This is a genomic window from Peptostreptococcus anaerobius 653-L, from assembly GCF_000178095.1.
In the GTDB taxonomy this organism is placed as follows: domain Bacteria; phylum Bacillota; class Clostridia; order Peptostreptococcales; family Peptostreptococcaceae; genus Peptostreptococcus; species Peptostreptococcus anaerobius.
On the sequence record NZ_ADJN01000002.1, the window covers coordinates 33,591 to 53,465 of the forward strand.

The following is a 19,875-nucleotide window of genomic DNA, read 5'->3' on the forward strand; positions in this document are numbered from 1 at the left end:
TTAAAGTCAAAAAATAAATACAATATAAAGAGGCTCCTAGTAATTTCTTGGGAGCCTTTTAGAATACTGTAATTTTTGTGCAAGATAGCAATTAAAAATATAGTAGTTAATTATAAGCTTCTTACTATATTTATTATATCCAATGTCAATTTTGGACAGACTGTAGTAAGTAGTCCTTTTTCCTCTAAAATTTTAGATTCTTCAGGTATCGATAGGTTGTAGCCCAAGATATCTGAACAGACACTAGATTTTTGGATTTTTTCATATTTTTCCTTGTATTGGAATATCTTTGATATCATTTGTCCCTTTGCTGGGTCATCTTCCTTAGAATGTCCATATTTTAGTCCAAGAGCGATTAGACCGCCTATATATGAGCCACAAATTTCTCCCTTAAATACACCACCACCGAAAGTAGCAGCAGACTTTAGGGCCATATCTGTATCCATACCAAGGTCACTCGCTATAGCATACACTATCACCTGGCCACAATCAAGGCCTTTGCCGAACATAGACAGTACGTCTTCAACGGTATTGATTTGAGCTTTAAAAGTCATAATTATATCCTCCTAAAATTATTGTTTTATTGTTTGAAATATACATATTATTATATCATAGAAGTATGGATATATGTAGGCTAATAGTATATACTATAGAATAAAGCGTCCTAGTCTAACTTGAGAAACTTGGTAAAATGCTTGTAATTTACCTGAACTAGTCTGGGATTAATAAGGAGGTAATAGATGTTTGGATACGTTAGAATAAATAAACAAGACCTAACTTTTAGGGAGTATGAACACTACAAGGCTTATTATTGTGGCTTGTGTAAGTATTTAAAGAGAAACCATACAGAGGTATCTAGATTGAGTATAAATTATGATATTACATTTTTGATATTGATACTGACTTCACTTTATCAACCGGATTCAGAGATATTCTATGAAAAGTGTATAACTGATCCGGTCAAGAAGAAAAAGCATATATCAAATGAGTACACAGAGTATGCTGCTAGTATGAATATACTCTTGACATATTATAAGTTGGAGGACAATGTAGAGGATGAGGGAGGACTTGTCAATAATATAGCTAAACTAGGATATAGGCCTAGTTTTAAGACTGCCTACTCAAAGTATCCTAAAAAGGCAGCCTACATTAAAAAATGTCTATCAGACTTGTCTGAACTAGAGGCTAATAATGAAAATAATATAGACCTTGTATCAAATACTTTCGGCGACCTGATGGGTGAGATATTTGCCTACCAAGATGACCAGTATCAAGATAGGCTCAGGGACCTAGGATTTAATATAGGCAAGTATATCTACATACTCGATGCCTACGAAGACCTAGACAAGGACCTAAAGTCAGGATCTTATAACCCATTTAAGGACTACGAGGATAAGAGAGAGGTCCTTAAAGAAAGGGTGGATAGGCTCATTCAAACATGCCTATTTAGGTTGGAGTCATCGGTTAATTCTCTAGATATAAAGGTCAATAAACCTATAATAGATAATATAATATATTCCGGCATATTTTTTAGGTATAAGGGAATATTAAATGGTGTAAACAATAAGAAAAATCAAGTATAAAATAGGAGGAAGAAATTGAAGTCTGGTGTAGATGAAAAATTGGGTCAAATGCCCATAAAAAAGTTAATATTATCAATGTCAGCTCCGATTGTAATATCCATGCTTGTTCAATCAATGTATAATTTGGTGGATAGTATATTTGTCGCTCAAATTGGAGAGGATGCCCTTACGGCTGTATCCCTTGCCTTTCCACTTCAGCAATTATTTTTTGCTGTCGGAATAGGTACAGCTACAGGAGTTAACTCATACATATCTAGATGTCTAGGTGCTCAAAATAGGAAGAATGCAAATAAGGCTGCCAATAATGGTATAGTTCTAGCATTACTTTCTTATCTGGTATTCTTTGCAGTAGGACTCTTATTTGCAAGGGACTTTATAATGCTTCAAACTCAAGATCCTAGTATTATAAGTCAGGGACCTATATATTTGAGGATATGCTGTATGGGGTCTGCTGGTATCTTTATGCATCTTATGGTCGAGAGAATACTTATGGCAGCAGGATCTACAATGCTTACTATGGTTGCACAGATGACAGGGGCTATACTCAATATTATATTGGACCCAATACTAATATTTGGACTTTTTGGTATGCCTAGTCTGGGGCTTATGGGAGCAGCGGTTGCAACTGTTACATCACAGACTGTAGGCGCAATCATAGTGACAGTCTTTTGTATTAAATACAATAAGGATATCAAGCTATCTCCAAGGTACATGAAGTTAGATCCACATATAGTTATGAATATATACAAGGTGGGGCTTCCATCAATAGTGATGATTTCCATAAATTCACTAACGGTATTTTCCCTTAACAAGATATTGGCTAATTTTTCCAATACAGCAGTTGCCTTGATGGGTGTATACTACAAGTTGCAGGGATTTATATTTATGCCTATTTTTGGCCTAAACAACGGGGTTGTACCAATAGTTGCATATAGTTATGGTGCCAAAAACCAAGATAGGTTAAGAGAAGTAATAAAAATTGCTATGGTATATGGACTAGCAATTATGTTAGTTGGAATGGTTATAATGCAGCTTATGCCAGATAAATTGCTAATACCATTTAAACCGTCTCAATATATGATAGACGCTGGTGTAATAGCATTTAGGATTATGAGTATGAGTTTCTTATTTACTGGAGTATCTATAATATCTTCAGGTGTATTTCAAGCTATTGGTAGTGGATTTTTGAGCATGAGTATATCCATAATAAGGCAGTTGGTGGTACTTGTTCCTGCATCATACCTATTGTCACTCACTGGCAACTTAAACAATGTATGGTGGGGTGTATTTATAGCTGAGTTGGTATCTTTTATTGTGTGCCTATTTGTACTCAAACGGGATATATTCAGCATTGACGGAGTTAAGTTTAAGCAGATAAATTGATTATTGATATAAAAAAGGAATCCAAGATTTTAGTCCTGGATTCCTTTTAGCATTTGATCTGCACTGTATGGATACAACTTGTCGAATTTACCGAATACAAAATACCTGTAGTTACTGTCATCATAATAACATGACATAAGGCTTACAACTGCCTTACCATCTGCCTGTGAAGTCATGGAATCCTGTATTAGGTCTAGTCTGTCATTTTTTACTTTTAGGGTCTTAAAAACAGTGTACTCATATATATTTTTTTGTTTGTAAGTTTGATCTTGTCTCCAAGCTTTACATTCATTAGTCCACCAAATAAGAGTTTTTCATTCTTCATATAGTGACCGGCAATTGCATAGTTACCTAGCCCCATCCTTTGGTTTGGTTTCATTGTACAAGCACCGAACATAAGGTTATTATTTTCAAGTCCATCGAAAATAGCGATATTTTTGTTTATAGATGGAATTGTAAGCTGTCCGACAACCTTGGACATATCTGCATCTTTTGCATTGAGAATAGCTCCATTGATATCTATGGGTTTAACCTTTGATTGGTCGAAGTTTTTATCACCTGAATTGGCATTTTGAACAAGTTCTTTACTTGAAACATCTTCGACTATGCCTTGATTTTTGTTCAGAAGGAACAATTCAGCTATTTTTGGGAAGGAGAAGAAAACAACTCCTATAAGGATTAATAGTATACCTAATTTTTTCATAATAATTAGCAGATTTACTGCAACCTCCAAATCTTTTTTATTTTTATAATTCAATATCAAAACCAATAAGTAAGTTAAAATCAATAAAAATCCATTTATTGATTTATTATAACATAATAATCTATTTAATATAAGATATCATTTATGTATTATTTTTGTTTTATTTTTTCTTAAAATATGATATTATATAGATAAATATATATATAATTTATATCAATTTGTAGAGAAATAGGAATTTTAGTATGATTAAGGACACGATAATATAGGGGGTAAAATTATGAAATATGGTAAAAAATTAGCCAGTTTATTATTGGCAGCAGCAATAGCCGTACCAATGACTCTAGCTAGTATTTATGCGGATGAGTCAAGTGATAAGGAATTAAAGGCAAGTATTCCTTTTACTAAGACTGATGAAGCCGGCAACAAGTTAGCAGGGGCTACAGTAGAGTTTTACAAGGAAACACAGTTTTTATTTAAGGCTACAACTAGGGATGATGGTAAACTAAATCCATCGGATGCACCTAAGTATATCAATGAGAAGGGTGAGTTGATGCTTAAGAACGGAGACTATTCTTATAGAGAGGTAAAGTCACCTTCAAACTATATGTTAAATACAGATATAAATAAATTTTATGTAATAGGAGACGTAGCTGATTCGATAAATCTTGAAAATAAGAAAATTCCAGAAGGTAAGGGTCAGATAATAATAAAGGCAATAGACAAGAAAAACCGTAATGGACTTGAAGGTGCAGAAATAGAAATATACAGTAAAAAGAATGGTACTAAGAACGATATAGTTGCAACACTTAATACTGATTCTAATGGTAATGTTATATCTTCATTCTCACAGGGTGTTGCAGATTCAGGCATAGAGCCAGTTGGAAGTGGTATAGCAATCAATCCTGGTACATATTACATTAAGGAAAACAAGGCTCCTCAGGGTTATTATCTAGCTGATAAAGAATTAAAAATTGTAGTTAACAAGGCTAGCCAGTCTACTGTTACAATAGAGCATAAGCTAAACGATGGCAAAAAGCCAAATCCACAGGCAAGAGAGACTGGTGTTAAGATAAAGGGAATTAATATAACAACAAACAAGCCTATGCCAGGCTTAGAAGTTGCTATCTACATGTATGATAACAATGGTAAGCTTGTAGAAAAAGAAATATTTATTGGTAAAACTGGTAGTGATGGATACATTTCAAGTTCATCTCTAGGAAGCAACCTACTATCAAAGGGCGTAGTTACTTTAAATCCAGGTAAGTATGTAGCCAAGTTACACAAGCTTAAGGATGCTAAGAACCATGAGTTTACAGTTGTAAAAGACAAGGTGACTCCACTTGAATTAAAGACTAAGACTATAAGTACAGGCCTTAAGCCAGGTGCTAAGAAGTCTAGTCCACTAACTAAGTCTAAGAGAGCTACACTAGCTAAGACAGGATCAAAGAATACTAGAGCCTTATCAGTTTTAGGTCTTGGTATAGTTGCAGCTGGAGTTTTCCTAGTAAGGAAAAAGTAGTATAAAAACAATGATAAAAATTTGTTATTGATAACAATTTGCAAAAAATAAGGGCTGGTTTTAGCCCTTATTTTTTTATGCTCAAAGCAGCAAATAAAAAGCCTTTCAGCTAAAATACATCTTGTTAAAAGAAAAACAAAATAATTCCTAGTAAATTAGTCGAGATTGATTGATTTTTTTGGGTAAACATAGTAATATAGTCTTGTACAATGAGAAGATTAAATGTTAATAGAAAGGAACGTGAACCTAGTGAACGATAAATTATTAGAAATTAAGGACCTATGTGTTAAGGTTGGAGAAAAAGAAATATTAAAGGGTGTTAACCTAGTTATAAATAAGGGTGAAACACACGTAGTAATGGGACCTAATGGCTCAGGTAAATCTACACTTGTAAATACTATAATGAGCAATCCTAAGTATGAAATTACTTCAGGTAAGATATATTTTGAAGGTGAAGATGTAACTGATATGGCTGCTGATGAAAGAGCAAGAAAAGGTATTTTTATGTCATTCCAGCATCCGGTAGAAGTACCAGGTATCAGTGTTGAAAACTTCATCAGAACATCTAAGAATTCTGTTGAAGAAAAGCCAGTATCTGTATTGAGATTCAATATGGACCTATCTAAGAAGATGAAGGAATTAGAAATGAAGTCTGAATACGCTGGAAGATACTTAAACTATGGTTTCTCAGGCGGTGAAAAGAAGAAGACAGAAATACTACAGATGCAGATTCTTAATCCAAAGCTTGCTATGCTAGATGAAACTGACTCAGGACTAGATGTAGACGCAGTTAGAATAGTTGCTGAAGGAATAAAGAAGTATAAGAGTGATGAAAATGCACTTCTTATAATAACTCACCACAAGGAGATAATACATAACGTAAAACCAGACCACGTTCATGTTATAATTGACGGTAAAATCGTGAAAGAAGGAGATTTCTCAGTTATAACTAGAATTGAAGAAGAAGGATATGGCTGGATTAGAGATGAGGTGAATTCATCTAATGGAAACTAAGAAGAGAACTCAAATAGAAGAACAGGATCGTGGCATATACGATATAAAAAATGAATTTAAGTTCAAGTCAAAGACAGAAAAGGGATTAACTGAGGAAATAGTAACTCAGATATCAAGGGAAAAGAATGAACCAGATTGGATGCTTGAGATAAGACTTGCATCTTTAAAAAAATTCTATGAGCTTGATAATCCTACATGGGCACCCAACCTTGATGAAGTAAATATTGACGAGATAACTACTTACATCAGACCGGATGCTGACCTTGTTGAAGACTGGGACCAGGTTCCAGAAGACATAAAGAATACATTTGATATGTTAGGTATACCAGAAGCCGAAAGAGAAAAGAATCTTTCAGGTGTTGGTGCCCAGTATGACTCAGAAGTTGTATACCACAATATGCAGCAAGACCTTCTAGACCAGGGAGTAGTTTATACTGACTTTGAAACAGCGGTAAGAGAGTACCCAGATATAGTTAGACAGTACTTTATGAAGTGTATAACTAATGCAGACCACAAGTATGCTGCCCTACACTATGCTGTATGGTCAGGTGGTTCATTTGTATACGTACCAAAGGGCGTAAATGTAAACGTACCACTACAGTCATATTTTAGATTAAATGCACCAGGAGCTGGTCAGTTCGAACATACGCTTATAATAATTGAAGAAGGTGCCTACTGCCACTTTATAGAGGGATGTTCAGCACCTAAGTACAATGTTGTAAATGTACACGCCGGAGCAGTTGAGCTATTTGTAAAGGAAGGCGCAACTCTTAGGTATTCTACAATAGAAAACTGGTCAAGAAATATGTACAACCTAAATACTAAGAGATGTATAGTTGAAAAAGATGGTAAGATAGAGTGGGTATCTGGATCATTTGGTTCAAAGGTATCATGTCTATATCCGATGTCTATACTAAGAGGAGAAAATGCCAAGTCTGAATTCACTGGTATTACATTTGCAGGTAAGGGCCAGTACCTAGATACAGGTACAAAGGTAGTACATGCAGCACCTAATACATCATCAACAGTAAATTCCAAGTCTATATCTAAGGACGGAGGAGTTGCAATATACAGGGGTCTTGTAAAGATGACTAAGAATGCTACTGGTTCAAAATCTACAGTATCTTGTGAGTCTCTAATGCTAGACCAGGAGTCAAGGTCTGATACTATACCAGTAATAGATATAGCAACTCAGGATGTCGATTTAGGCCACGAAGCAAAGATAGGTAGAATAGATGATGAAGTTATCTTCTACTTGATGTCAAGAGGTATAAGTGAAGCTGAGGCCAAGTCAATGGTTGTTAGAGGATTCGCTGAACCTATAGCAAAGGAACTACCACTTGAATACGCAGTTGAAATGAACAACTTAATAAATCTTGAACTTGAAGGTACAATAGGTTAGGAGGAATTACGATGATAGCAAATACATTACCACTAATAACTTGGAGATGGCTAAAGGTAAACGACTCTATAATCGAATTGCCAGAGGTAAAAGACCAAGTTCACAATATAGTAGCAGAAGAAGGGGACAACATATCAACTCTATTTGATATAAATGAACTTTCTAGTGAAAACAAGGCTAGACATACTAAGATAAATATAGAAGCTAAGAAGGGGTCTAATGTAGACCTATACTATGTAGCTAGGTGTACAGATGAAGAAAAGGCCCTAACTGATATAGTTGCAGATGTAGCAGAAGATGCGTGTGTAAACTTTATCCAGGTTGAAGCAGGTGCCCACCAGGCTATTACAAACTATACTGCCAACTTGAATGGCAAGAAGTCTCAGACAAATGTTGAATCAGTATACTTTGTAAACAAGGACAAAAAACTTGATATAAACTATATAATCAACCATATAGGTGAAGAGACTAATTCAAACCTATTGATAAATGGGGCCCTAAAAGACCAGGCAAAAAAGGCCTTTAGGGGAACAATTGACTTTAAGAGAGGGTCAAAATTATCTAAGGGGGCTGAGGAAGAATATGCAACACTTCTAGATGAAGGTGTAAGAAATATCGCAGTTCCAGTCCTACTATGCCAGGAAGATGATGTTGAAGGTCTACATGCGGCCAGTGCAGGTAAGATAGACCAGGATATACTATTCTACATCATGTCTAGGGGTCTAGATATAGATTCAGCTAAGAAGATGATAGTTGAGACAAAGCTAGCACCTACTATCCACAAGCTACCTAACAAGGAGCTTAGTGAATCTGTATGGAAGCATATAGAAGAAAGAATATAATTTAATTGAAATAAAAGATATGATTGGGATTGTAGCACAAGAGTTCAATCCCAATTGTAAAATAAAATAAATAATACTATAGGTATAATTTAAGGAAGAGAGGCAAGCCCGATGGACAAGGAAAGAGTAAATGAAATAAGATCAGAATTCCCTTACCTAAATGAAGAAAAAATGGGAAGAAAGATAGTATATTTTGATAATGGAGCCACATCTCAGAAGCCACAGTGTGTTATTGACGCCCTAAGTAACTACTATAGTTACCAGAATGCAAACCCACACAGGGGTGCTCATTATCTAGGTATGCTGGCTACTGACCTTTATGAAGATGCAAGAAAGACTACAAAAGAGTTCTTGAACGCAAAATCAGAAAATGAAGTTATATTTGTAAGAAATACAACTGAAGCCCTTAACTTGATTGCCTATTCTTATGGATTGGACAAGTTAAATCCAGGAGATGAAATATTAATCTCCATCGTGGAACACCATAGTAACCTTGTTACATGGCAGTTTGTTGCCCAAAAGACAGGCGCAGTTCTAAAGTATGTATATTTAAATGACAAGAATGAAATAGATATGGATAGTTATAAGGCAGCCCTAAGTGAAAAGACTAAGGTTGTAGCACTTGCAGGAGCTTCTAACACAGTTGGTGGAGTTATAGATGTCAAGGAAGTTGTAAGACTAGCCCATGAAGTTGGAGCAGTTGTATCACTTGACTGTGCCCAGTTGGCACCTCATGTAGTGATGGATGTACAGGATTGGGATGTAGACTTTTTATCTTTCTCAGGTCACAAGATGTATGCGCCAATGGGTATAGGTGTCCTATATGGCAAGTATGAGATACTTGACTCAATGGTACCATATATGTATGGTGGAGATATGATAGAATATGTTTATGAACAGAATACTACATTTGCACCAGTACCAGCTAGGTTTGAGGCAGGTACTCAGAATGTAGGTGGAGCAGTTGCCCTAGCAGAGGCTATTAGATTTATGCAAAGAGTGGGAATAGACAATATCCATGAGCATGAACTAGCACTTACAGACTACTGCTATAAGAAGATGGCAGAACTTGACTTTGTAGAGATATATTCTACGGACTCATACCTAAGATCTCCACTTATAGACTTTAATATCAAGGATATACATTCACATGACGTGTCTACTGTACTAGATACTTACGATATAGCTATAAGAACAGGACACCACTGTGCGATGCCACTACATACTCATTTGAAGTTGAATTCTACATGCAGGGTAAGTTTTGCAGTTTATAATACATTTGAAGAAATAGACTTCTTTATTGATAAGTTAAAAGAAGTAAGAAAGGTGATGGGATATGGATCTTAAGAGTTTATATACTGATATGTTGCTTCAGGAAAGTAACAATAAGGCAAATAGAAGGGATTTAGATGATCCTACATTTAAGGAATTGGGTCATAATCCATCATGTGGGGATGAAATCACCCTACAGTTAAAGATGGATGGTGAAACAATAGAGGATGCCAGCTTTGTAGGCGAAGGTTGTGCTATATCAAGGGCATCTACATCAATGATGATTGACCTTATAAAGGGCAAAAATATACATGAAGCCAAGGAGTTGACAGAGAAATTTATAGGCATGATTAAGAAGGAAGTCGAAGTTGATGATGACCTAATTGATAGCCTAGGAGATGCAGTAGTACTTGAAAATGTATCAAATATGCCTGCTAGGGTAAAGTGTGCAGTGCTTGCATGGCATACACTAGCAAATATAATAGACAACAACTATTCTGAAACTAAGTAAGGCTTGTTTAGGCAAATTAAAAATTTTTCAATTAAGTAATGTCATAGTTTTGGCATTACTTAATTTTCTATTTAGACTTTTTGATAAGTGTGGTAAAATGTACTTGTAGCTTGATATATATAAAAGTATATTTATTGTACATTATTAGTATTTCAATAGGGCTACTTAAACAAATTTATTAATAATAAATGAGGTATGTTTATGTTTGATGAAAATAAGAAACTTTTAAAGTTTGAAGATGAAGAATTTAATTTAGAAGTAGACTACCAAAACAAGAATAGTGTATCTCAAGATACTATTGAGAGAGTAAGTATCAAAGATTCTGGTATGGATGATATATTGGATGTAGAATACGAAAACAAAAAAACAGACCAGTCGGAAGGTTTTGACCTTGATGATTCAGGCCATATACCAATGCTTGAACAATTGATGGCAAGCTCTAATAAGAATGTGTATTATGAAGAAGACCAAGAAGATCACTATGAAGAAGACGAAGATCACTATGAAGAAGACGAAGATTACTATGAAGAAAATGAAGATGATTTTGTTCCTATAGGACTTAAAAAACCAAAGCCTAGAATGTATGATGATTCCTTGGATAGTATTAGAACAGTCTTGCTTGATGAGTACGAAGATGATTTTGTAGATAATGAAAGTGATTTAGAAAATTTATCAATCAATTTTTACGATGATGATAATGAGGGCATAGAGTCTAAGAAACTTGAACAACTTGAAAGGATAGCGAGTGCCCTTGAGAGAATTGCTGATATGATGGAAAAAAGATAGGACTTGATAAAATGAAGATTTTATTTGAATTATTTGTAACCTTTATGAAAATAGGTGGTTTTACTTTTGGTGGTGGCTATGCTATGTTGCCGATGATTCAAAAAGAAGTTGTAAATAACAAAAAATGGGCTACTGATGGGGAAGTTTTGGACTACTTTGCTATCAGCCAAGTAACACCAGGTGTTATAGCCGTAAATACTGCTACATTTATAGGATATAGGTTGGCAGGAGTAATGGGTGGTGTATTTGCCACTATAGGAGTTATTTTCCCTTCAATAATTATTATTGCAATTATAGCTGCATTTTTAAATAACTTTGCCACTTTGCCGGTAGTTATCCATGCTTTTAATGGGATTAGGGCCTGTGTATGTGTACTGATTTTGACTGCTGTTTATAATATGGCTAAAAAGTCTATTGTTGATATAGCTACAGCTATCTTGTTTATTGCGGTTACACTAGTTACAATAATGAAAGTGGTATCTCCATTTGTACTTGTAATATTATCAGGTATTTTTGGGGTCATAATACAATTGATAAAGACTAGGAAGAAGGTGGGATAGTTGGGAAATATATATCTACTAGTCTACTATTTCTTTACAACAGGTCTATTTTCTATAGGGGGTGGACTTGCAACCCTTCCATTCCTATATGATATAGGTCAAAAAACAGGTTGGTATACTGCTATGGATGTCGCCAATATGGTTGCTATAGCCCAGTCAACTCCAGGACCTACAGGAATCAACATGGCTACTTATGTTGGATTCAAGCAGTTTGGAATACTTGGGGCATTTATTGGGCCTATATCTATAGTAGCGCCATCTTTGATCATAATTATCATAGTGTCTAAGATTTTGAATAAATTTAAAGAATCAAAGCTAGTAAAGGATGTATTTTATGGCATTAGACCTGCATCTACTGGTCTAATACTAGCTGCGGCCTTTAGTGTTATTCAAATATCCCTAATAAATATGGAGTCAGATTCTGGATTTGTAGGATATTTTAGGTGGCCAGCTCTAGGACTGGCAGCCTTGGTATTTGCACTATATAAGTGGAAGAAGCCCCACCCTATAGTCTTGATAATTCTTTCTGGTCTATTGGGAGTTATATTTAAAATATAAATGCCTAGAATAGGATAGCGACTTATTTTTTTGGAATTTGTCGCTCCTTATTCTAGGCTGTTTTTTAGTTGAAAAATTTAATCCTACTTTTGATTTTTTGATAGTAAAATTCTATTGCCATACTAAACATATAATCGTAGGCAAAAAAGCCTACTTGATATAATAAAAAACCTCCAAGCAGGTAGATTGGCTTTATATTTACAAGACCGACAAAATATCTTATCTCAAAATATATAAGCAATAAAACAAGGTTGGCATAGAGGATTTTTATAGGGGTTTGCCTATTAAAAATCAATTTAAAAGGAGAGTCCGTTGTCTGTTTTTTATACTTTGACTCTATAAGAGCTTTTACAATGCCGTAATTTCCTATCGAGCTTAAATATACAATAGCCCTTAGTTTATTACTGACCAAGAGCAGACAAAGTAGGGACAAGGCCACGAAATATAGACCTGCATACCTTAGATCGATTTCAACTATTACTGCAAGTATAATAAAAGATGAGACGACCATTAGGGCTATGGTATTTGTATCTATTATATTTACTAGTATAAAAATGATTGAACTAAAGGCGAGAAGGAGACCACAAAAGGCCAATTTTCTCGCCGTAGTATTTTTATTCATATTTATAGACCTAGCAGCAGGCTATTAAGTCTCCACCACAGCACTCACACATTGTGTCCAAGCACCATAGTTTGCAGCAGGTATCACAACAATTTCCACCACAGCAACAGCATCCAGCATTGTCTAGCCCGTTTCTGCTCCTATTGTAGTAGCCTGCCCTATTGTTGTAGCCACTTCTAGCATAGATGTATTGGTCATAGGCATCTTGATATTCCCTATTGCCTGGTTCCATAAACTTAGCCCTCTTAAGATAGTCTTCACCTTCTTCATAATAACCAAGTCTCATAGCTGCTAGTCCCCTAAGATAAAACCATTCAGAAGTCCTATCATCAAGTCCAGAAAGTGAATCATAGGCTCTTTTAAAATTTCCTTCTGATATCATTCTTCTTGTGTACGAAAAATCTGTAAATGTTGCTGTCATATATATCACTCCTTTAATTACATAATAGTATTATAAACTTTACTTATTCTTAGCTTCTTATAGATTGTCTATGTGGTTAACACCAGGTTTCAATTCATATATAACATCTTTTCTTTCTACCATTATTTTTGCCTTTTTACTCAAGTCACCATCCTGGGATATCTTGTTGAGCAATTCCCTAGATGGGTTTATGGCAATTGGGTTACCGACCCTTTTAAGCATACAAAAATCTCCGTTTGTATCTCCATAGGCATATGAATTTTCCATATCTATATCGTATTTTTTGATAAATTCATCTATGGCCCTGTCTTTACTATGGGAGTCCCACATAGGGGTCACATTTCCAGTGAGTATGCCATCCTTATTTTCATAGGTTGAACCTACCCAGTCATCGACCTGGTATTTTTTTGCCATCCTGTCAACTAGGTAGTCTGGTGAGCCAGATATAAATATTAACTTGTGGCCTTGGCTCTTGTGCCAGTTGATCTGTGACCTAGTATACCTGTAGACCCTGTCAGACTTGAGCCTTATAACTTGGTCGCTTGTAAAATCAAGGACCAACTGGTCAAGCCCTCTTATAACGTCTATATACTGGTCGGATATCTCATGTATATAATCATCGTAATTACCCTGCCTCTTATCCCAGTTGTTGTAGGTAGAGGACAGGCTATCGGACCATTTTTCTTCTTCTACAACATCGTATTTTATCAATTTTTTGAAGTGTTCTATTAGTAGGGAATCTCTGAACAAGGTCCCGTCTATGTCAAAAAATGCTGCTATATTTCCCATTCACTACCTCCTAGCAGTTAATATTAACTCTAGTATATCATAATGTCTGAAAAATGTAACAATAATTTATAATATTATTTGCTTATACTTGATGCTTTACACAAATTGTTTTTTCCTTTAATATAGAACTATAGGCATTTGGAGGTGAAATATGAAGTTTAAAAGAGCTTTTTGTACAGATACAAGGCTTATGGGAGCTATGATGCTTGTTGTAGAATGGATTGGTGAGTCAGGTATAATAGAGGCACATATATTTTTAATGGATTCAGAAGGACTTGGTTTGACTGATTTTTATAAATATGAATCTAGTGATATGAATTATCTAGAAAGGGTCTACAAGTATAGGACTGGTGGACTTGGAGGACATAATGTAGGTGTAGAAATGACTATGGCAGCCTATATGGTCAAGTCTTATAGGGACAGGACTATCAGGTATTCAAAGGCCCTACCTGAAAATTTGGATATAGGTTTATATGAAGACATAGATACAAGTAGTTTGTCGGTTGAAGATATGCTAGATTTGACCTGTAAGGATATATCCTGTGACAATGAATTTATAAACTACTGTGTTATGAGGTTTATTGCTAGAGATAGGGAAGGCTTGCTCTATATTTCGGACAATCAAAATGTTGCTGACCACCATATAACGGAAATTAATGGAACACTTTTATATAATAAAATAGAAAAAAAGTCTGATGATCGTTTTGTGTGTATATGTGCCTACGAAGACAAGGATGGATACTATGAGGCAAAGTTGATTGTTAGTATAGATAAGACGACAGTGAGACAGGTTGAGGGTATATATAGTGATTTTATAAATATAGAGGAATATAAGTCTTACTATAAACTAAGGTCTATAATGGTCATAGATAAGTATCCCATATCGGAATATGATGCATTCTGCCTAATATCTAAGCCGGAATTAATAAAAAAATATAGGATCCTAGATGATATGAAGAAATATGATATATCTAGAGAATTAATTAATATGTGTCCGGCAATACAGACTAATGACTATGAGCGTGGTATTCTCCTTACTCAATACTATATGGACAATAGCCATGTTGAAGAAGATGAGTATATCATAAACAATGACATAATGTTTAATATTTACATAGATGAGAAATACCTTTATTTAGCAGCCTATGATTATGATGAATTAGATCAAGTGAGTTTTAGCATGGAGAAAATATTTTCAGAAGCCATAATTGAAGAAAAATTATATGATTTTGACGATTTAATCCTATTCGACTTTATAGAGTCGGGAAATGAAGATTTTGAAGATTTCCTAGATGAATAGTAGAAAATTCAAATAAAGATTACAAGATGTGTAAAATTGTGGTAAAATAGAATTAGCAATTATATAACAAACGGAAGGAGTGTAAAACAGATAATTAATGGTTATATCTGTTGGTAAAAAAATATGGAAATCGGCACATACAAGGGTGAAGTAAAAGATTTTGAAAGTTTTATTGAGTACATTAATACACTAGCTGTTATTATTTCCGAGATGTTTGGTCAGAATTGTGAAGTAGTAGTCTCAGACTTGGATAATCCGGACCACGCAGTATTGGCTATCTATAATGGTGAAGTAACAGGAAGAAAGGTGGGAGATCCTCTAAACACTAGGTCAGAAGAGTTGATAGAAAGAAGTATCGGTGGATATAACATCAACTATAAAAAGGCTAATAAGAAGATTAAGAAGGAAATAAAATCATCTACAATAGTTACTAAGGCATTTGGAAGAAACATTTCTTTTTGTATAAATTATGATTGTGATGACTTAACAATGCTACAGGGCAAATTAAAGAAGTTCCTTTCTATGGGCAATGAAGCCTATGATGAATTTGATTCATACAATAATGGGGAGCTAGTAGAGCAGAAATTAATGGTAGAAGTAGAGAAGATGGGCAAGTCTATTGTCAGCATGAATAAGAGCGATAGGATAAATTTGATAAGGAATTTGAAGGCTACAGGTGTATTTAAGATACAAAAGTCGGTCCCGTATGTAGCTGAGCAGTTGGGGGTATCCAGATATACAATCTACAACTACTTAAATGAGATAGAAAAGAATAAATAAAAAAAGTATGACAAAATTTGTTATTTGTGTTTATGAAAAGAATTATTGGGCAAATATATAATACAAACATAATAAATTAAAATACTCAATCTCCCAAGAGAAGACCTCATCCCCCTGAGGTCTTCTCTTACTTTGTAATCAAAATTTATTGATTGACATTATGAATTGATCGTGATAAGATTTAATTAAATTTAACGTTACTATAATTGTCACATATAAATTTTTTACTAATATTTTGATAGGAGAATTGTAATGAAAAAAATGTCTTTATGTGTTATTTCTGGTATGGTTTTGAGTTTACTGATGACTGTGCAAACGTTTGGAGCTGAACTTTCTGGAGAAGTAGAAGCTAACTACAGGGCTATGGGTATGACAGAAGCAGAAATTATGTCAGTGAAAAATGAACTAAGTGACGTAGATGACCCCAATTACATAACTAATACCGAAAAAGAATTCTATATTAGGATGGGTATTAAGCCAGAAGATATATACCCACCAGAAATGATAGATTCTGGATATGTGTATAGGATTTATATACAGTAATGAGTACTAAGAAAAGTAATTTATGTTATATCATCGCTATATTTTGCATATTTTTTCTCCTAACAGCTTGTACTACAGGTTCAAATAATACCAAAATAGAGGAAGATATAATAGTAGTGGAAAATGAACCAGGTGGAGGAAGCACACATTTTAATATTTTTGATAAAAGCTTAAACCTAAAAAACAGTAAAAAAGCTAGTTATAGCGTTATGGGTACAAGGATACAATCAATAGCAACTGATGAAGATAATGTTTACATTACCACCCAATATGAAAATAGTCCTATTGGCGAGAAAATGTCGGATGATTTGCTTGTATATTCATTGGATGATTTTAAGGAATCCAGTATCAGGTTGATGTCGCATATGGCTGATTCCATCGTGGTGGATGATACTAGTATATACACAACTTTTAATTGGGATGAAGGTGTTCTAATATGTAAACAAGACAAGGAAGGTAAAAATCACATAAAGAGAAACTTGGATCCATCTCACCAAGGTCTCATAGAAAATATGGTTGATATGGGAGAAAAGATAGGTTTGGTTTATACAAATATGAACGAGAGAACTACATACTTACATGTAGTATCTAAAGACACTCTTAAAACTACAGAGACTTTAAAACTTGAAAGTGATAAATTTTCTACTTATCGTTATATTATGTATAGAGGTGGATATATATACTTGGCAGGAAGCACAGAGGATGAGAACTATAGAGGAGTATTAACTATAGTTGATCTCGCAAATAAGAGATCAAAAAATATCTATACACAGAAAAAAGAGGAATTTGTATCGATACATGATAAAGGGGATAAGTTAATATTGTTTGCCTGTGACAGTGTAAGAGATGAAAATTCAGGTTCAAGTGTATATGAATTTGATAAAAAAACGACCCATATCGCTCAAAAATCAAGATATGATTTACCAATTGAAAGGGTTGTTCAGACGGATGACCAGTATTTTACAATTGGATACGGCAATATTTGCAGGATAAATAAAAACTATAAAATAGATAAACAAATAAAAGCAAAAAGTACATATACCAGTCAGATTTTTGTGAGGTAGTGTACAGGAGATAAAAATGAGGTCACGATTCATCTACACTAGATTTGAATATGTGACCTTTACTTTTGGTGTATATAACAATAGTGGTTAAGCACTATTTTCTACGCTTTTGAATAAATGAAGATCCAAGATACTTCTTAATATCTTCTTCAGAAGAAAAATCATCTACTAGGATTTCACGTCCTGTATCTTCAAATACAACTAGGATTTCGCAATCTCCCTGTAGGAAAAACTTTCTTACAGTTTCTTCTTTTACTTCTCTAACTTTAATTATATTTTTCTTTTCTTTTTCAAAATCTTTAGTGTAGTAACTACCCATCATGTTGATAAATTTTGTGTATCTGTTCATAACTTTTCCTTTCTTTAAATACATATTTACCATTATACAGAATAACAACTTATCTTACAAGCTAAAATATTTGTCTTAAATCCGTTTAAATATGGTAAAATATAGAGGGTAGTAATTTATGAGAGAGGTAGCTATGGAATTAAAAAACCTTAAAGGGAATACTAACTGGATAAGGGGTGGGACAAATACAGGTGTTTATGTATTTGAAGACAATACAGCCCTTTTGATAGATGTTGGATTAGGTGGAGATAGACCAGACAAATTAATAAAAATATTAGAAGAAAATAATATAGTACCTAGTCATATAATCTGTACCCATGAGCACGAAGATCATGTGGGTGGAAATAAACAGATCAGGGACAGGTATCCCGACATCAAGATATATGCATCTAAGAAGAGTAGGGTCTATATAGAAAATACAGACATATATATGGATTTCTTGGTTGGTGGAAGAAGATCAGGCTTAGTTGTTGATGCTATTGCAAGTTATATGGATGAGTCTAAGGTTGATTTTACTATTTATCCAGACCAGGTACTGACTATCAATGGGCATGACTTTAAGATATTTGATTGTTCAGGTCATACAGAAGGAAGTATAGGCATAGTGACCGACGATGGGGTAGCTTTTTTCTCAGATTTGATGGTGACAGACAATTCACTGGATAAATTTGATTTTTTATTTATGTGCGATTATTCAGCCCAGATGAAGTCGCTTGCTAGTCTTGCCTATCTTGACTTTGATAGGGGAGTGTTGGGTCATTCTTCAAGAGTTTTTACTAAGGATGAGATTATGGTTGTTGCAGACTATAACTATAAGAACCTCCTAGCTATACTGGAGTTTTTGATGAATAGTATTGAGGAGCCTAAGACCTTTGATGAGTTGATTAAGGTGTTTATAGATAGCAAAAATTGGCCAACAAACTATATAGCATATTTAGAATATAGAAATTCACTGAATGCTGCAATATCATATTTGTTGGATTCAGTGATAATAGACTATACATTAGATGACAATATTATGAAGTTTAAGATGAAAAACATATAAAAGTAGATAGGAGGATGAATATATGAATTATGAATCATGGAAAAAAATAATAAGTCCCTATTCATTCGCAGTTGAAGAGTTAAAAATCAAATTTAGAAATATAAGAAAAGAATACCTGGACAAGGGTGAGCATAGTCCGATTGAATTTGTAACTGGTAGAACAAAAAATATATCTTCAATAATGTCTAAGATGCAGAGGTTAAATGTAACAGATATAGAAGGAGATATAGAGGATATAGCAGGTATAAGGCTGATGTGTCAGTTTGTTGAGGATATATACGTAATAGTAGATATAATCAGACAAAGAGCTGACATGAGGGTTATAATGGAAAAGGACTATATACAAAATGTAAAGGAGAGTGGATATAGGTCCTACCATATGATCATAATGTATCCTATTCACACTATAGACGGTTCAAAGGAAATCCAGTGTGAGATACAGATACGTACTCTTGCTATGAACTTTTGGGCTACTATAGAGCATTCATTAAAGTATAAATTTGATCATTATTTACCGGATGAGTTTTCTGCTAGGCTTCAAAGGGCGGCTGATGCGGCCTTCCAGTTAGACCAGGAAATGGGTGCAATTAGAGAAGAGATAATAACAGCCCAGGTTCTATTTAGTGAAAAAGAGAGTGTAGCATCTGATGTATACACTAGGATTTATAAGCTTAGGGAATTTGGAGATTTGGAGCAGTACTTTAAATATAGGGCGAGGATAGATGAATTATCATCAAATAACGATGTATCGGGATTGATAGAGTTAAAGAGAGAGTTGGATGAAATACTAAAGTCTCTTAGGATCAAAAACGATAGGAAGGAAGACTAG

At 34.4% G+C, this 19,875-nt stretch carries 23 protein-coding genes; 17 read left to right on the top strand and 6 right to left on the bottom strand.

The genetic code is table 11. The annotated features are described in order from the left end of the window. Positions 1 to 110: 110 nt before the first annotated feature. Positions 111 to 554, bottom strand: coding sequence for a C-GCAxxG-C-C family protein (locus HMPREF0631_RS00225; RefSeq protein WP_002842523.1), 444 nt, complete (start codon positions 552 to 554; stop codon positions 111 to 113). Positions 555 to 740: 186 nt separating this feature from the next. Here HMPREF0631_RS00225 and HMPREF0631_RS00230 point away from each other — a divergent pair, with 186 nt between their 5' ends. Then, positions 741 to 1,583: a DUF5685 family protein gene (locus tag HMPREF0631_RS00230; RefSeq protein ID WP_002842546.1), complete on the top strand. Its 843-nt coding sequence runs from the start codon at positions 741 to 743 to the stop codon at positions 1,581 to 1,583. Positions 1,584 to 1,598: 15 nt separating this feature from the next. Further along, positions 1,599 to 2,966 (top strand): MATE family efflux transporter, encoded by a 1,368-nt coding sequence (locus HMPREF0631_RS00235; protein ID WP_002842529.1) that lies wholly within the window; start codon positions 1,599 to 1,601, stop codon positions 2,964 to 2,966. A gap of 29 nt (positions 2,967 to 2,995) precedes the next feature. On the opposite strand, the gene HMPREF0631_RS10075 is transcribed toward HMPREF0631_RS00235, so the two are convergent. Continuing rightward, on the bottom strand, positions 2,996 to 3,142 hold the full coding sequence (locus tag HMPREF0631_RS10075; RefSeq protein WP_330360444.1) for a hypothetical protein: 147 nt from the start codon (positions 3,140 to 3,142) through the stop codon (positions 2,996 to 2,998). A gap of 38 nt (positions 3,143 to 3,180) precedes the next feature. Further along, a complete protein-coding gene (locus HMPREF0631_RS00240; RefSeq protein WP_242821646.1) occupies positions 3,181 to 3,669 on the bottom strand; it encodes a class A sortase in 489 nt (162 codons plus the stop codon). A gap of 277 nt (positions 3,670 to 3,946) precedes the next feature. On the opposite strand from HMPREF0631_RS00240, the gene HMPREF0631_RS00245 reads away from it, so the two are divergent. The 9 genes from HMPREF0631_RS00245 (at position 3,947) to HMPREF0631_RS00285 (ending at position 12,133) form a co-directional block, all read left to right on the top strand. Then, positions 3,947 to 5,188: a SpaA isopeptide-forming pilin-related protein gene (locus tag HMPREF0631_RS00245; RefSeq protein WP_002842544.1), complete on the top strand. Its 1,242-nt coding sequence runs from the start codon at positions 3,947 to 3,949 to the stop codon at positions 5,186 to 5,188. A 222-nt stretch (positions 5,189 to 5,410) separates the two neighbouring features. After that, positions 5,411 to 6,202, top strand: coding sequence for a Fe-S cluster assembly ATPase SufC (gene sufC / locus HMPREF0631_RS00250; protein WP_002845041.1), 792 nt, complete (start codon positions 5,411 to 5,413; stop codon positions 6,200 to 6,202). Further along, on the top strand, positions 6,192 to 7,604 hold the full coding sequence (gene sufB / locus HMPREF0631_RS00255) for a Fe-S cluster assembly protein SufB (RefSeq protein ID WP_002842512.1): 1,413 nt from the start codon (positions 6,192 to 6,194) through the stop codon (positions 7,602 to 7,604). Before sufC ends, sufB begins: the two co-directional genes overlap by 11 nt. An 11-nt stretch (positions 7,605 to 7,615) precedes the next feature. Continuing rightward, complete coding sequence (locus tag HMPREF0631_RS00260; protein ID WP_002842539.1) at positions 7,616 to 8,446, top strand: SufB/SufD family protein; 831 nt, start codon at positions 7,616 to 7,618, stop codon at positions 8,444 to 8,446. Between the two features lie 111 nt (positions 8,447 to 8,557). Continuing rightward, positions 8,558 to 9,793 carry an aminotransferase class V-fold PLP-dependent enzyme gene (locus HMPREF0631_RS00265; RefSeq protein WP_002842524.1) on the top strand — a complete coding sequence of 412 codons (1,236 nt, stop codon included), beginning with the start codon at positions 8,558 to 8,560 and terminating at the stop codon, positions 9,791 to 9,793. Then, complete coding sequence (gene sufU / locus HMPREF0631_RS00270) at positions 9,783 to 10,229, top strand: Fe-S cluster assembly sulfur transfer protein SufU (RefSeq protein ID WP_002842581.1); 447 nt, start codon at positions 9,783 to 9,785, stop codon at positions 10,227 to 10,229. The genes HMPREF0631_RS00265 and sufU overlap by 11 nt, the downstream gene beginning before the upstream one ends. 201 nt (positions 10,230 to 10,430) lie before the next feature. Further along, positions 10,431 to 11,015: a hypothetical protein gene (locus tag HMPREF0631_RS00275; protein ID WP_002842536.1), complete on the top strand. Its 585-nt coding sequence runs from the start codon at positions 10,431 to 10,433 to the stop codon at positions 11,013 to 11,015. An 11-nt stretch (positions 11,016 to 11,026) separates the two neighbouring features. After that, the gene (locus tag HMPREF0631_RS00280; protein ID WP_002842551.1) at positions 11,027 to 11,575 is read left to right on the top strand and encodes a chromate transporter; all 549 of its coding nucleotides are present in this window, start codon (positions 11,027 to 11,029) and stop codon (positions 11,573 to 11,575) included. After that, positions 11,576 to 12,133 (top strand): chromate transporter, encoded by a 558-nt coding sequence (locus HMPREF0631_RS00285; protein WP_002842508.1) that lies wholly within the window; start codon positions 11,576 to 11,578, stop codon positions 12,131 to 12,133. It begins immediately after the preceding gene. A gap of 632 nt (positions 12,134 to 12,765) precedes the next feature. On the opposite strand, the gene HMPREF0631_RS00295 is transcribed toward HMPREF0631_RS00285, so the two are convergent. Together HMPREF0631_RS00295 and HMPREF0631_RS00300 are read right to left on the bottom strand one after the other, a co-directional pair. After that, complete coding sequence (locus HMPREF0631_RS00295; protein ID WP_002842579.1) at positions 12,766 to 13,176, bottom strand: hypothetical protein; 411 nt, start codon at positions 13,174 to 13,176, stop codon at positions 12,766 to 12,768. A 57-nt stretch (positions 13,177 to 13,233) separates the two neighbouring features. Then, positions 13,234 to 13,965, bottom strand: a complete 732-nt coding sequence (locus HMPREF0631_RS00300) for an HAD family hydrolase (RefSeq protein ID WP_002842561.1) — start codon at positions 13,963 to 13,965, stop codon at positions 13,234 to 13,236. Positions 13,966 to 14,116: 151 nt separating this feature from the next. Here HMPREF0631_RS00300 and HMPREF0631_RS00305 point away from each other — a divergent pair, with 151 nt between their 5' ends. The 4 genes from HMPREF0631_RS00305 (at position 14,117) to HMPREF0631_RS00320 (ending at position 17,652) form a co-directional block, all read left to right on the top strand. Continuing rightward, on the top strand, positions 14,117 to 15,265 hold the full coding sequence (locus HMPREF0631_RS00305; RefSeq protein ID WP_002842559.1) for a hypothetical protein: 1,149 nt from the start codon (positions 14,117 to 14,119) through the stop codon (positions 15,263 to 15,265). A gap of 123 nt (positions 15,266 to 15,388) precedes the next feature. Next, the gene (locus HMPREF0631_RS00310; RefSeq protein WP_002842553.1) at positions 15,389 to 16,045 is read left to right on the top strand and encodes a helix-turn-helix transcriptional regulator; all 657 of its coding nucleotides are present in this window, start codon (positions 15,389 to 15,391) and stop codon (positions 16,043 to 16,045) included. 252 nt (positions 16,046 to 16,297) lie between these two features. Then, entirely contained in the window at positions 16,298 to 16,588 is a 291-nt protein-coding gene (locus HMPREF0631_RS00315) for a hypothetical protein (protein ID WP_002842535.1), read from the top strand. A gap of 116 nt (positions 16,589 to 16,704) precedes the next feature. Then, on the top strand, positions 16,705 to 17,652 hold the full coding sequence (locus HMPREF0631_RS00320; RefSeq protein ID WP_242821647.1) for a hypothetical protein: 948 nt from the start codon (positions 16,705 to 16,707) through the stop codon (positions 17,650 to 17,652). Positions 17,653 to 17,746: 94 nt separating this feature from the next. On the opposite strand, the gene HMPREF0631_RS00325 is transcribed toward HMPREF0631_RS00320, so the two are convergent. Next, positions 17,747 to 18,001, bottom strand: coding sequence for a hypothetical protein (locus tag HMPREF0631_RS00325; protein WP_002842548.1), 255 nt, complete (start codon positions 17,999 to 18,001; stop codon positions 17,747 to 17,749). A 133-nt stretch (positions 18,002 to 18,134) separates the two neighbouring features. On the opposite strand from HMPREF0631_RS00325, the gene HMPREF0631_RS00330 reads away from it, so the two are divergent. Further along, positions 18,135 to 19,046, top strand: a complete 912-nt coding sequence (locus tag HMPREF0631_RS00330) for an MBL fold metallo-hydrolase (protein WP_242821648.1) — start codon at positions 18,135 to 18,137, stop codon at positions 19,044 to 19,046. 22 nt (positions 19,047 to 19,068) lie between these two features. Further along, positions 19,069 to 19,875, top strand: a complete 807-nt coding sequence (locus tag HMPREF0631_RS00335; RefSeq protein ID WP_002842577.1) for a GTP pyrophosphokinase — start codon at positions 19,069 to 19,071, stop codon at positions 19,873 to 19,875.

Coding starts and splice junctions, on each gene's coding strand:
- HMPREF0631_RS00225 (WP_002842523.1), bottom strand. CDS start 554: ATGACTTTTAAAGCTCAAATCAATACCGTTGAAGACGTACTGTCTATG.
- HMPREF0631_RS00230 (WP_002842546.1), top strand. CDS start 741: ATGTTTGGATACGTTAGAATAAATAAACAAGACCTAACTTTTAGGGAG.
- HMPREF0631_RS10075 (WP_330360444.1), bottom strand. CDS start 3,142: ATGACTTCACAGGCAGATGGTAAGGCAGTTGTAAGCCTTATGTCATGT.
- HMPREF0631_RS00240 (WP_242821646.1), bottom strand. CDS start 3,669: ATGAAAAAATTAGGTATACTATTAATCCTTATAGGAGTTGTTTTCTTC.
- HMPREF0631_RS00245 (WP_002842544.1), top strand. CDS start 3,947: ATGAAATATGGTAAAAAATTAGCCAGTTTATTATTGGCAGCAGCAATA.
- sufC (WP_002845041.1), top strand. CDS start 5,411: ATGTTAATAGAAAGGAACGTGAACCTAGTGAACGATAAATTATTAGAA.
- sufB (WP_002842512.1), top strand. CDS start 6,192: ATGGAAACTAAGAAGAGAACTCAAATAGAAGAACAGGATCGTGGCATA.
- HMPREF0631_RS00260 (WP_002842539.1), top strand. CDS start 7,616: ATGATAGCAAATACATTACCACTAATAACTTGGAGATGGCTAAAGGTA.
- HMPREF0631_RS00265 (WP_002842524.1), top strand. CDS start 8,558: ATGGACAAGGAAAGAGTAAATGAAATAAGATCAGAATTCCCTTACCTA.
- sufU (WP_002842581.1), top strand. CDS start 9,783: ATGGATCTTAAGAGTTTATATACTGATATGTTGCTTCAGGAAAGTAAC.
- HMPREF0631_RS00275 (WP_002842536.1), top strand. CDS start 10,431: ATGTTTGATGAAAATAAGAAACTTTTAAAGTTTGAAGATGAAGAATTT.
- HMPREF0631_RS00280 (WP_002842551.1), top strand. CDS start 11,027: ATGAAGATTTTATTTGAATTATTTGTAACCTTTATGAAAATAGGTGGT.
- HMPREF0631_RS00295 (WP_002842579.1), bottom strand. CDS start 13,176: ATGACAGCAACATTTACAGATTTTTCGTACACAAGAAGAATGATATCA.
- HMPREF0631_RS00300 (WP_002842561.1), bottom strand. CDS start 13,965: ATGGGAAATATAGCAGCATTTTTTGACATAGACGGGACCTTGTTCAGA.
- HMPREF0631_RS00305 (WP_002842559.1), top strand. CDS start 14,117: ATGAAGTTTAAAAGAGCTTTTTGTACAGATACAAGGCTTATGGGAGCT.
- HMPREF0631_RS00310 (WP_002842553.1), top strand. CDS start 15,389: ATGGAAATCGGCACATACAAGGGTGAAGTAAAAGATTTTGAAAGTTTT.
- HMPREF0631_RS00315 (WP_002842535.1), top strand. CDS start 16,298: ATGAAAAAAATGTCTTTATGTGTTATTTCTGGTATGGTTTTGAGTTTA.
- HMPREF0631_RS00325 (WP_002842548.1), bottom strand. CDS start 18,001: ATGAACAGATACACAAAATTTATCAACATGATGGGTAGTTACTACACT.
- HMPREF0631_RS00330 (WP_242821648.1), top strand. CDS start 18,135: ATGGAATTAAAAAACCTTAAAGGGAATACTAACTGGATAAGGGGTGGG.
- HMPREF0631_RS00335 (WP_002842577.1), top strand. CDS start 19,069: ATGAATTATGAATCATGGAAAAAAATAATAAGTCCCTATTCATTCGCA.